At 33.1% G+C, this 12,556-nt stretch carries 8 protein-coding genes; 6 read left to right on the top strand and 2 right to left on the bottom strand.

The features are described 5' to 3' along the window. Positions 1-26: 26 nt before the first annotated feature. Positions 27-1,823: a translation elongation factor 4 gene (gene lepA, locus ABGB03_RS14325; RefSeq protein ID WP_347923265.1), complete on the top strand. Its 1,797-nt coding sequence runs from the start codon at positions 27-29 to the stop codon at positions 1,821-1,823. A 21-nt stretch (positions 1,824-1,844) separates the two neighbouring features. On the opposite strand, the gene ABGB03_RS14320 is transcribed toward lepA, so the two are convergent. Then, the gene (locus tag ABGB03_RS14320; protein WP_347923263.1) at positions 1,845-3,683 is read right to left on the bottom strand and encodes a cation:proton antiporter; all 1,839 of its coding nucleotides are present in this window, start codon (positions 3,681-3,683) and stop codon (positions 1,845-1,847) included. A 124-nt stretch (positions 3,684-3,807) separates the two neighbouring features. Between ABGB03_RS14320 and ABGB03_RS14315 the strand changes: the two genes are divergently transcribed. From ABGB03_RS14315 to ABGB03_RS14295, 5 genes are read left to right on the top strand one after another with little or no spacing between them, the layout of a single operon-like run. Further along, positions 3,808-4,656 (top strand): universal stress protein, encoded by an 849-nt coding sequence (locus ABGB03_RS14315; protein WP_347923262.1) that lies wholly within the window; start codon positions 3,808-3,810, stop codon positions 4,654-4,656. Further along, positions 4,653-6,845: a SulP family inorganic anion transporter gene (locus ABGB03_RS14310; protein WP_347923260.1), complete on the top strand. Its 2,193-nt coding sequence runs from the start codon at positions 4,653-4,655 to the stop codon at positions 6,843-6,845. The genes ABGB03_RS14315 and ABGB03_RS14310 overlap by 4 nt, the downstream gene beginning before the upstream one ends. A 54-nt stretch (positions 6,846-6,899) precedes the next feature. Beyond that, positions 6,900-7,754: an MBL fold metallo-hydrolase gene (locus ABGB03_RS14305; protein WP_347923258.1), complete on the top strand. Its 855-nt coding sequence runs from the start codon at positions 6,900-6,902 to the stop codon at positions 7,752-7,754. 3 nt (positions 7,755-7,757) lie between these two features. Beyond that, positions 7,758-9,365, top strand: coding sequence for a S8 family serine peptidase (locus tag ABGB03_RS14300; protein ID WP_347923256.1), 1,608 nt, complete (start codon positions 7,758-7,760; stop codon positions 9,363-9,365). A 20-nt stretch (positions 9,366-9,385) separates the two neighbouring features. After that, the gene (locus tag ABGB03_RS14295; RefSeq protein WP_347923255.1) at positions 9,386-11,311 is read left to right on the top strand and encodes a M1 family metallopeptidase; all 1,926 of its coding nucleotides are present in this window, start codon (positions 9,386-9,388) and stop codon (positions 11,309-11,311) included. A gap of 44 nt (positions 11,312-11,355) precedes the next feature. Here ABGB03_RS14295 and ABGB03_RS14290 read toward each other — a convergent pair whose 3' ends face one another. Further along, the gene (locus tag ABGB03_RS14290) at positions 11,356-12,555 is read right to left on the bottom strand and encodes a succinylglutamate desuccinylase/aspartoacylase family protein (protein WP_347923253.1); all 1,200 of its coding nucleotides are present in this window, start codon (positions 12,553-12,555) and stop codon (positions 11,356-11,358) included. Position 12,556: the final 1 nt, after the last annotated feature.

The following is a 12,556-nucleotide window of genomic DNA, read 5'->3' as shown; positions in this document are numbered from 1 at the left end:
GGTAAAAATACCTCCTAAAAGGATAGATGAAAAAGATTAGAAACTTCTGCATTATTGCACATATAGATCACGGAAAAAGCACGTTAGCCGATAGGTTACTAGACTTTACTGGTTCTGTAACTGAGCGTGAAAAACAAGATCAGCTTTTAGACAGTATGGATCTTGAAAGAGAACGTGGTATTACTATAAAATCGCATGCCATTCAAATGGATTACAACTATAAAGGTGAAGATTATGTTCTAAATCTTATAGACACTCCTGGTCATGTAGATTTTTCGTATGAAGTGTCTAGGTCAATTGCTGCTTGTGAAGGTGCTCTACTAATTGTAGATGCAGCACAAAGTATTCAAGCGCAAACTATTTCTAACCTATATCTTGCATTAGAAAATGATTTAGAAATAATTCCTGTACTTAATAAAGTAGATTTACCAAGTGCTAACCCCGAAGAAGTTACGGACGACATTGTTGATTTACTTGGTTGTAAACCTGAAGAGGTAATTCCTGCCAGTGCAAAAACTGGATTAGGTATTGAAGATATTCTTACTGCCATTATAGAGCGAATTCCTGCTCCAAAAGGAAATGTTGACGAACCTCTACAGGCTTTAATTTTTGATTCGGTTTATAATCCATTTCGTGGTGTTGAAACTTATTTTAGAGTTATAAATGGTTCTATAAAAAAAGGACAAAACATTAAGTTCATTGCTACTGGTAAAAATTACTTTGCCGATGAGGTTGGTACTTTAAAACTCAAGCAATTTCCGAGACAAGAAATAAAAGCTGGTGATGTTGGCTATGTAATTACTGGAATTAAGGAAGCTAAAGAGGTTAAAGTTGGAGATACCATTACAGATGCTAAAAACCCAACAACAAATGCTATTGGAGGTTTTGAAGATGTAAAACCTATGGTTTTTGCTGGAATTTATCCTGTTGATACCGAAGATTATGAAGAGCTTCGTAACTCAATGGAGAAATTACAACTAAACGATGCGTCTTTGGTTTTCACACCTGAAAGTTCTGCTGCACTTGGTTTTGGTTTTCGTTGTGGTTTCTTAGGAATGCTTCACATGGAAATTATTCAAGAACGTTTAGAGCGTGAGTTTGATATGACCGTAATTACAACGGTTCCCAATGTGAGCTATTTTGCATACACAAGAAAGCATCCAGATCAAGCTATTGTAGTTAATAATCCATCCGATTTACCAGACCCTTCGGGCTTAGATCGAGTTGAAGAACCATTCATAAAAGCAACTATTATTACTAAAGCAGATTTTGTAGGTAATGTGATGTCTTTGTGTATTGAAAAAAGAGGTCAAATTACTAATCAAACATATTTAACAACCGAACGTGTTGAATTATCTTTTGATATGCCTTTAGCAGAAATTGTTTTTGATTTTTATGATCGTTTAAAAACGGTTTCAAAAGGGTATGCTTCTTTCGATTATCACCCAATTGGTATGAAAACCTCAAAATTGGTTCGTGTAGATATATTATTAAATGCGCAGCCAGTCGATGCGCTTTCAGCATTAATTCATGCGGATAATGCTCAGCATATTGGTAAAAAAATGTGTGAAAAATTGAAAGAGCTTATTCCACGTCAACAATTTGACATTCCTATACAAGCAGCAATCGGGGCAAAAATTATCTCAAGAGAAACCATCAAGGCACTTCGTAAAGATGTCACTGCAAAATGTTATGGTGGTGATATTTCGCGTAAACGAAAGTTATTAGAAAAGCAGAAAAAAGGTAAAAAACGTATGCGTCAAGTAGGAAATGTTGAAATACCTCAGCAAGCGTTTATGGCTGTTTTAAAGCTAAATGATTAATTTTTCATTCTATATTAATCATCATTTTGTAGTCTCAACATCAAACGGTTTCCCTAAATACACTAGCTTACTTCCTTCATCTACATCTTTAACCTCTTTGTTAAAAGATGATATGATATGCAACTCGCCTGTATGGTCTTTTACAAATAAAGGAATGATGTCTTTATCATTATTGGTTATTTCAATAAGTTCAAGATAATGGGCTTCATCTTTTAGATTAATTTCTTGAATCGAAGGAAATTTTTGGGTTACCTCAGAAAGTGTGTTATAATCATCTGTTTGACTAAATAGTCCTTCTTTTGGGTTGTTCTGATCGTCTAACATTTCATCTTTTGTAACGAGTCTAAATGAACCATTTTCTCCAAACTGTTTCCCAAATTTATCAATAGCATATTTGTTAATGTCTGAATTTCCCGTTAAAGCCATTAAATACCCAACATCGTTCAATTCAATATTATCTGTCAGTGTTTCAGAATAAATATTAGTATCAAAAGCCTCTAGCCCAAGATCTTTAGCTTTTTTAATATTGGTTTGATTACTATCTATTAACACAACGTGTCTTCCGTTGTTTTCTAAATAATGCCCTAACAACCTTGACACTTTTGAAGCACCAATAATTAAAATGCCTTCTGATTTTGTTAAAAACACACCCACTATTCTGGCAAATAAACGTGCTGTGGTAGCATTTAATAAAACGGTTCCAAGCACTATCATAAAAACCAAAGGCGTTATGTATTCTGCGCCTTCAACACCTTCTTTTATCAACTTACTACCAAAAAGAGACGCAATACCTGCGGCAACAATTCCTCGTGGTCCAACCCAGCTAATAAATAGTTTTTCATTGAGCTTAAGATTTGAGTTGTAAGTGCTTAAAAATACTGCTAAAGGCCTGACTACAAATACTACTGCGGCAAATAATATACCTGTTTTCCAGCTATATAGTAGCTCTAAATCTTCAATATTTATATTAGCAGCCAATAAAATAAATAGTATGGATATTAACAATACACTTAGTGATTCTTTGAAATACAAAAGTTCTTTCAAGTTTTCAAGTTTTCCATTACCGAGTACCATTCCCATGACAACAACCGCTAGTAGCCCTGATTCGTGAGCAAATATTTCAGACTCTACAAACACCAGTAAAACTGTTGAAAGCGACACCACGTTAAGTAAATAGTGAGGTATTAACTTTTTGTTTATTGCAAATGCCAAGGCGTGAGCAAAAGTGAATCCGAATGTAGTTCCAAAAAGTATAATCTTTCCAAACTCCATAAGTGCTGTTTTTGTAAAACCACTATCGCCTCCTACACTTATAAACTCAAAAACTAATACAGCTACCAATGCACCAATAGGGTCAATAAGAATGCCTTCCCACTTCAAAACCGCAGACACGTCTTTTTTAAGGGGAATGTTTCTCAAGATAGGTGTAATAACTGTTGGGCCAGTTACAATAATCAGCCCAGAAAATAAAAATGAAATTTCCCAACTTAAATCAAAAACGAAATGTGCTAAAATACCTGCGGCAAAAAATGTAACAGCAGATCCTAGAGTAATTAACTTGGTAATTACTGGTCCAACATTTCTTATTTCAGAACGCTTTAATGTTAAGCCTCCTTCAAATAAAATAATGCTTATGGCTAACGACACAAAATAGTATAATCCTTCTCCGGGAAAAAGTCCTTTTTCTCCATTCCATATTGGTTCTATCCATTTTGCTCCATCTTCACTTAAAAATTCTGCTGCAATTGGGCCTACTAATAAGCCAATTAAAATTAATGGTAAAATTGCAGGAATTTTAAAACGCCATGCAACCCATTGAGCTAAAATTCCTAAAATAATGATTCCTGCTAGTTCTAACATTTTTATTGCTTTTTTGTGAAAATACTAAACAAATATAATAGTAAAAACGACCCAAAGATTTAAATAGTTGTAGTTTTTGAAAAAGTACTATCTTACAAAACTTATTAATATAAGATAAATAGTATTGTCTCTAAAACCATTTAAAAAAATAGGAATTGGTGTTACCTTTTCCCCAAATCTCAAAGCCAATATTCATGAAGCCTCAAGGCTAGCATTAAGATTAAAGTCTAATTTAGCATTGATACATGTTGGAGAACAATCAACTGACAAGGATGCCAAGTTTAATGCTATATTAGAGCCTTTTGTAAAAAAAGGGCTTGTTTTTGAGATAATTTTTAAGCCAGGAAACCCTGTTGATGTCATTTTATCTATCACTAATGAAAAAAATATAGATTTATTGATTCTTGGAGCGCTTCAGCGAGAGAACTTTTTAAAATACTATGTTGGGTCAATCGCTAGAAAAATTACTAGAAAGGCACAATGTTCTGTTTTGTTACTAATCAACCCTTCTGTTGAGCATATAGCTTGTCAGCATATAGTTGTAAATGGATTAAAAGACCCAAAGACTACTCAAACTATTAATACAGCTTTTTATGTTGCTCATCAACTTAATTCTGAACGTATTACAATTGTAGAAGAAATTAATCAGGATGAAATAGCTATTAAAGTTGATGACGATAAGTCCTTAAGAAAAACTAATATTTTAAAAGAACGGATTAGACAACGAGAAGCTTCAAGAATAAATGAAATTATTAAAACCATTGATAGTGAATACACCAAAAACATATCTATAAAGTCTCAGCCAATTTTTGGAAAGCAAGGATACTCAATAGGTCATTATGCTCAAATAATGCGAGCTGATTTATTGGTGATGAATGCATCTTCAAAAATGACGTTTTGGGATAGATTATTTCCTCATGATATAGAACATATTTTAACCGAATTACCAACTGATGTATTAATCATTCAATGAGTCCAAAGAAAAATATTCTGATAGGTTTTTTAAAATCTATGCCAAAAAACATTTTTTCTGGTTTTGTGGTAAGTCTTATTGCTTTACCATTAGGTCTTGGACTAGCCATGGCAAGTGATGCTCCTCCTATTGCTGGAATCATCGCTGCAATAGTTGGAGGCCTATTGGTTTCAATTTTAGGCGGAAGTCATGTAACCATTTCTGGGCCTGGTAATGGGTTGGTTGGTGTTTTATTGGTTGCAATATCAACGTTGGGATTGGAAAGTGCTTATGCTGCAATTATCTTTTCTGGAATCTTAATGATTCTTTTGGGGTTTCTTCGTTTAGGTAAACTGGCTGATTTCTTTCCCTCTTCTGCAATTCAAGGTATGCTTGCTGCTATTGGTTTGATTATTCTGGGCAAACAATTTCATATTATGTTAGCTCATAAAATAGATAGAGCCGATACAATCGATTACTTATTGGAAATTCCTTACACAATTAATGATGCTATTCACTATACAAATACAGGGTTGATTTATGCAGCAATCATAGGTGTTTTTAGTTTGTGTATCATGCTGTTCTATCCTAAAATTAGAAATAAATACCTGCAATTGATACCTGCGCCTATGTGGATTGTTATTTTATCTATTGGTTTTAGTTATTATTTTGAGTTAGTAGCGCATGAGGCTAACCCAATAGATAAAAATTACATGATTTCAGGAATACCAAATATCAGCACTATTATTTCTGAAATACCGATTATTGATTTTAGCAAAATTGGAACATCTGCTTTCTGGGCAAGTGTCGTTGCTTTAACTCTTATTGCTAGTATAGAGTCGTTGTTAAGCATAAAAGCGGTTGATAAGCTCGACCCTCAAAAAAGACGCTCTAATGTTAATAGAGATTTAAAGGCGCTTGGATTAGCTTCAGTTGGTAGTGGTTTCTTGGGAGGGTTAAATGTTGTAACGGTTATAGCAAGAAGTTCTGTTAATGTAAACAATGGAGGAAGTAATCGTTCGTCAAATTTTTTCCATGCACTTTTTTTAGTCATTTTCATAGTGCTTTTTAGTACTGAATTAAAACGAATTCCGTTGCCAGCGTTAATGGCAATACTTGTGTTTACTGGCTACAAACTAGCCTCTCCTAAAACCATCAAAAATATATTTTCGATAGGTAAAGAACAGCTTATTATATTTTTTGTAACGCTATTTGTAACGCTAAAGGTTGGTTTAATTACTGGAATCTCTTCTGGTGTTGCTGTAACATTTATTATTCATATAATTATGAATAAAGGAGTGTCATTATTTGCTAGAAATGTTTTAAAGCCAAATGTTCTTATGTTTAAAGAAGATGAAGGCGGCAATTATTATGTGAGTGTTAAACACTTTTGTAGTTTCTTGAATTTTTATAGACTAAAGGAAAAGTTAGATGCTATTCCAGAAGACCAAGATGTTGTGGTAGATTTTTCTTTATGCCAATTTGTTGACCATACTGTGATGGAGAATCTTAATGATTATCAAGAATTATTTACTAAAAGGGATGGTCATTTTGAGGTAATTGGTTTAGATATGCACGATACCGATTCAAAACACCCTTTTGCCATGAGGCGTTTGTTACCTGTTCCTAATTTAATCAAGAATAGTTTAACTAAACGACAATCTGCAATAGAAAGTTTTGCTAAGGATTATGGGTTGAATTATAATGCTGACAAACAAAGGGAAACGCATTTTTTAGATTATTTTTTATTTTTTAGAACCAAAAAAATTAATCACATCTACAATAAACTATCTGAAAAAAATCTAGCAATAAAACTGTTTGATATTGAGTTTTCTGAAGGGGAGTTTATTGCAAAAGAAGTTGTGCGTTCAACTATGCTACATATTCAATTAGATAAAAACATTCCTGAATTTACCTTAGATAGAGAAGGGTTTTTAGAAAAAGTATATGCATTTGCGGGATTCAAGGATATTCCTATTCAAGACCATAGTGATTTTTCTAAACGTTTTTATCTTCTTGGTGAGGATGTTGAGGCTATAAAAACATTTTTTAATGACGACATTACTCATTTCTTCGAGAGTAATCCATATTATCATATTGAAAGTAACGGAAATGCAATTTTAGTGTTTGGTAAAGAGCGGTTAGCTAGCATAAAAGAGATAAAAGCACTATTTGATTTTGGGAAGCGCCTAAAAGACGTTATCTCTTAATATATTCTTAACTTTTTCTTGTAATTCTTCTCATTTTATTACTTTGCAATAACTATGAAATTATATCCTATAAACGCCGGAAATTTTAAATTAGATGGAGGAGCCATGTTTGGTGTGGTGCCAAAATCTTTATGGCAAAGAACCAATCCTGCCGACAGTAATAACATGATTGATATTGCGGCACGCTGTTTGTTAATTGAAGATGGTAATCGGTTAATTTTAATTGATACTGGAATGGGAGATAAACAAAGTGATAAATTCTTTGGGTATTATTATTTGTGGGGAAACAACAGTATTGATGCCTCATTGAAAAAATATGGCTTTCATCCTGATGATATTACCGACGTGTTTATGACGCATTTACATTTTGATCATTGTGGTGGTAGTATCAAGTGGAACAAAGATAGAACAGGTTATGAGTCAGCTTTTAAAAATGCGCATTTTTGGAGCAATAAAAATCACTGGGAATGGGCAACAAAACCGAATAAAAGAGAAAAAGCATCGTTTTTAACTGAAAATATTATTCCGATGGAAGAAAGTGGTCATTTAAAATTTGTTGACCTTCCAAGTGACAAGGTTTTAAAAAATTCACCATTAGGTTTTGATATTTTCTTTGCCGATGGTCATACCGAAAAACAAATGATTCCACTTATTAAATACAAAGATATAACCATAGCTTTTATGGCAGATTTATTACCAACTGTTGGGCACTTACCTCTTCCGTTTGTAATGGGTTACGATACAAGACCTCTTTTAACGCTTGACGAGAAAGATGTGTTTTTAAATATGGCAGCCGATAACAGCTTTTATTTATTTTTAGAACATGATGCACATCATGAAATAATAACAGTACAGCACACCGAAAAAGGTGTGCGCTTCAAAGAAAAACTTACTTTAAATGATTTATAAAAAATGAAAAAACTTAACCTCTTTATTTTAGGCATACTAACAATGACTTTGTTATTTGGCTGTGGATCTTCTGCCGCTATTTTGTCAACACCTATTGAAAATATTGACAATACACCCTTAAAGTATACAGAGCTTTCTGAAAACGAATCTAAAAACTGGATGCATTTAGATTTGGTAAAAGATACCATTCCTGGTATGAGTGTGAATAAAGCTTATAGCGAAATCATTAAAAATAGAAAAGGACAAACTGTTGTTGTTGCTGTTATTGATGCTGGAATAGATACAAATCACGAAGACCTAGATGATGTTATTTGGATAAATAAAAAAGAGATACCTAACAACAATAAAGATGATGATGATAATGGTTATATAGATGATATTCATGGTTGGAATTTCCTAGGTGATACTTATGATGAACAACTTGAATATGTGCGTATTTTAGTAAGTGGTGACACTAGTCATCCTAGGTATGCCGACGCAAAAGCTGAATACGATAGCGAATATCAAAAATACAGCGGTTTAAAAGCTCAATATGATCAAATAATTCAGCAAATAGTCGCTTCGGACAAAGCGGTTGCTAAACATTTAAATAAAAAAGATTACACTAAAGAAGAAGTTTTTGCCATTAAAACAACCGATCAGTCCTTGTTAAGGGATGTTTCAGTAATAAAACAAACTTATGGATTTGGTATTGGTACTATTAAAGAAACTATTAACGCCATAAATAGTGATTTAGAAAACATTAACGAACGATTAAATGTTAACTTAAATAAAAATCTAAAAGGAAGAAAAACTGGAGACAATCCTAACGATTTTTCTCAAACAACATATGGTAACAATAATGTTAACCCAGTTAAAAACGAAGAACTACATGGTACACATGTAGCAGGAGTTATAGCTGCGGAGCGTAATAATGGAAAAGGAATGAACGGTGTTGCTAATAACGTTAAAATAATGGCATTAAGAGCAGTACCTAATGGCGATGAATATGATAAAGACATCGCTTTAGCAATTAGATACGCCGTTGATAATGGGGCAAAAATCATTAATGCAAGCTTTGGCAAGTACTACTCTCCTCATAGTGATAAAGTGCAAGAAGCTTTGATATATGCTGCGCAAAACGATGTGCTTTTTGTTAGTTCGGCTGGAAATGAAGGTTTAGATTTAGATGAAAAATCCAGTTACCCTAACGATCACAAAAATGGTTCAGAAATTATTGATACTTATGTATCGGTTGGTGCTATTGATTCTAAATATGGATCAAATCTAGTTGCTTCTTATTCCAATTATGGTAAAAAAAATGTTGATGTATTTGCTCCTGGATCTCAAATTTATTCTCCTAAACCAAATAATGAATATGATTTTATTGACGGAACATCGTTTGCTGCACCAGCTGTTTCAGGTGTAGCTGCCTTAGTACGTTCGTACTATCCAAAACTTACGGCAGTACAAGTAAAACAAATCATCATGGATTCTGGTTTACAGCTTCCAGCAAAGGTTACGGTTCCTGGTAGTCAAAATTCTGTCAAATCATTTGGAGAACTGTCAAAATCTTCTAAACTTGTAAACGCTTATAACGCTTTGATCATGGCAAGCAAAATATCAAATTAATAATATTACACTATAATTTTATGAAAACTCTATTCTCAAGAATTCTTTTAATAGCTATCTTTTTAGTTGGCGTTAAATCAAACTCGCAAAACAATCCTAATCCTGGGTATTGGCAACAACATGTTGATTATACCATGGAAATAGATATGGATGTTGAAACTTTTCAATACCAAGGGAAACAAAAATTAGTCTATACCAATAATTCACCAGATGTTTTAGATCGTGTGTTTTATCATTTATACTTAAATGCCTTTCAACCTGGTAGCAATATGGATATGCGCTTACAGAACATTGCAGATCCAGATGGAAGAATGGTAACAAATGTTGGTACTAAAGAAAATCCAATTATTGAAAGTAGAATTAGTAAGCTAAAACCTAATGAAATTGGCTATATTAAAGTCGCGTCGTTAACACAAAATGGAAAACCACTTGAATATGATGTAGTTGATACAGTTTTGGAGGTAAAGCTAGCAACTCCAATAAAACCAGGTGAAAAAGCAACTTTTGATATGGTTTTTAGTGCGCAAGTGCCTTTACAAATTAGAAGAAATGGTAGAAATAGTCGTGAAGGTATAGATTTATCTATGGCTCAATGGTATCCTAAATTAGCAGAGTACGACTTTCAAGGTTGGCATGCCGATTCATATATAGCAAGAGAATTTCATGGTGTATGGGGAGATTTCGATGTTAAAATATCTATAGACAGAAATTATGTGATTGGCGGAACTGGTTACCTTCAAAATCCAGAAGAAATAGGACATGGCTACGATGCAAATAAAACTAAAGGGCCTAAGGGTTCTGGTAAAAAATTAACATGGCATTTTAAAGCGCCAATGGTACATGATTTTACTTGGGCTGCTGACCCAGATTACAATCATGATACTCTACAGGTGCCAGATGGACCTATGCTTCATTTTCTATGGAAAGACAATCCTGAAACCAATGAAAACTGGAAAAAACTTCAACCTGTAACATCTCAGTTAATGCAATATTTCAGTGAGCATATAGGTAAATATCCTTACGAACAATACTCGGTTATTCAAGGTGGAGATGGTGGTATGGAATACGCTATGTGTACTTTAATTACTGGCGGAAGAAGTTTAAACGGATTGATTGGTGTAACATCTCATGAAATGGCGCACACATGGTTTCAATTTTTATTGGCTACGAACGAAGGTAAACATGAATGGATGGACGAAGGGTTTACTAGTTACATTAGTTCATCAGCAATGAACGAAATAGGCGGAAGAAATAGAGAAAACCCACACCTTGGTTCTTACAGAGGCTACATTAGATTAGCAAACTCAGGTTTTGAGCAACCTCTTACAACACATGCTGATCGTTATGATATTAATGGTGCTTATGGTACTGCTGCCTATAGTAAAGGTGCTGTGTTTTTAGCACAGTTAGGCTATGTAATTGGTGAAGATAATTTAAAAGCAACTATTAAAAAGTATTTTGATGATTATGCGTTTTCACACCCAACTCCAAATGATGTCATTCGTACTGCGGAAAAGGTTTCTGGATTAGAATTGGATTGGTATTTAATGGATTTTGGACAAACTACGAATACTATTGATTACGGAATCACATCGGTAGAAGCAACTGATAAAGGAACAACTATAAAATTAGACAGAAAGGGGTTAATGCCAATGCCTATTGATTTAAGAGTTGAATATGTTGATGGAACTTTTGAAGATTTTTATATTCCATTAGAAATGATGCGAGGTGAAAAACCTACTCCAAAAACAACAACAATATTACCTGATTGGTCTTGGGCTAATAAAAGCTTTAGTTTTGGTATTCCTGCAGACAAAAGCAAGATAAAATCTGTTACCATTGATCCAATTAAAAAAATGGCTGATGTTGATGACTCAAATAACACTATTAATTTAGTAGAAACAAAAGAGGAATCAATTAAAAAAGATCCAAAAATAAAGGGTTAATAATATTTAAGAAATAAAATATTAATTACAAAAAAGTGTCTTAGTTAAGACACTTTTTTGTACCATTTTAGATGTTTATACATCTCTTTTTTTGATGTTCTTTCTCTGTTAAATAACAGCATGTATGTGGTGTTTTTTTGCTTGTTTCTATAACCGAATAAGTGAAAAATTTGTTTGGCTAGATACTTGGCTACTTTTAGGTTTACTCTCAAAACACCTTTTTCTTTATCCATCCAAGTAATACCTGGAAGTATTGTTATTAAAGTGTCCAGTTTCATTTTTCTAATAATCTCTGAAATTTTTAAGAAAAATGGATGAATTTTTTTTATAATAAAGAATCCCTCATTGCCTTTCGTTTGATAAAGCGGCATGAATATTTTTGCTGTGTATGGCGAATTTATAGTTTTGTTTTTTGCTGTGGCAAGTTGCTCTCCTTTTTTTACATTTTGAAAACTCTTAAAATTAGGAATCATTTTAAAGTCCTCACCATTTAGTCTATGTAAATAAACTACCTCAAAAATTTCTTTGTTTTGATTAGATTCACTTGCTAAAGTAGAATAATACGCATCATAATTCTTTACACTTTCTTTTTCTAACGCTTTAGCATAAACAAGGCTTAGAAAAATAAAAGCAACATTATTACTTATTGAATTTAAATCGTCATGTTGCCCAGACTCAAACCCAAGAGAGACATAGCCTAATTGGTTAATATAACTCAATAGTGGTCCATCTAAATATTCTTCAACACCCAATACTATTGGAACAGGAAAGAGGCTTGAAAACTTTCTGTTAATTAAAGCATCATTAATAGTAATAAATGGCAATGTTTTACTTGAGGTTGTGTGTAAATCTATAAAATAGAACGGTCCTTCGTCTTCTTTTAGAATTTGCTTTAATATATTATATAACTCTTGTTGTTCTGCCTCTTCACAGTTTAGTTTGGTTTTGCTTTTTAATTGACTTAAGTTTTCTTTTAGCCAAACCCTATTAAGGTCTTCATCTATATATCTTTGATTATTTTTTAGTGCATTTAAATTTCCTGAAATACCATATATGGTGCCTGTTACCTGATTTGGGTTAATTTTTTCAAAAGCTTCTTTAAGAGCAAACACTCCAGCCATTTCATTGCCATGAATCCCTCCAAAAAAAACGATTGTTGGTCCGTTACATTTTCCTTTAATTTTACCTATTAATCTATCAACTAAAATAGAGGAGTTTAATGCTTTGCTATAAATTTCCACCATC

Origin of the sequence: Pontimicrobium sp. SW4, assembly GCF_039954625.1 — a bacterium.
In the GTDB taxonomy this organism is placed as follows: Bacteria; Bacteroidota; Bacteroidia; order Flavobacteriales; family Flavobacteriaceae; genus Pontimicrobium.
This window is presented reverse-complemented; position numbering and strand designations above follow the sequence as displayed.

Coding starts and splice junctions, on each gene's coding strand:
- lepA (WP_347923265.1), top strand. CDS start 27: ATGAAAAAGATTAGAAACTTCTGCATTATTGCACATATAGATCACGGA.
- ABGB03_RS14295 (WP_347923255.1), top strand. CDS start 9,386: ATGAAAACTCTATTCTCAAGAATTCTTTTAATAGCTATCTTTTTAGTT.
- ABGB03_RS14305 (WP_347923258.1), top strand. CDS start 6,900: ATGAAATTATATCCTATAAACGCCGGAAATTTTAAATTAGATGGAGGA.
- ABGB03_RS14300 (WP_347923256.1), top strand. CDS start 7,758: ATGAAAAAACTTAACCTCTTTATTTTAGGCATACTAACAATGACTTTG.
- ABGB03_RS14310 (WP_347923260.1), top strand. CDS start 4,653: ATGAGTCCAAAGAAAAATATTCTGATAGGTTTTTTAAAATCTATGCCA.
- ABGB03_RS14290 (WP_347923253.1), bottom strand. CDS start 12,555: ATGGTGGAAATTTATAGCAAAGCATTAAACTCCTCTATTTTAGTTGAT.
- ABGB03_RS14320 (WP_347923263.1), bottom strand. CDS start 3,683: ATGTTAGAACTAGCAGGAATCATTATTTTAGGAATTTTAGCTCAATGG.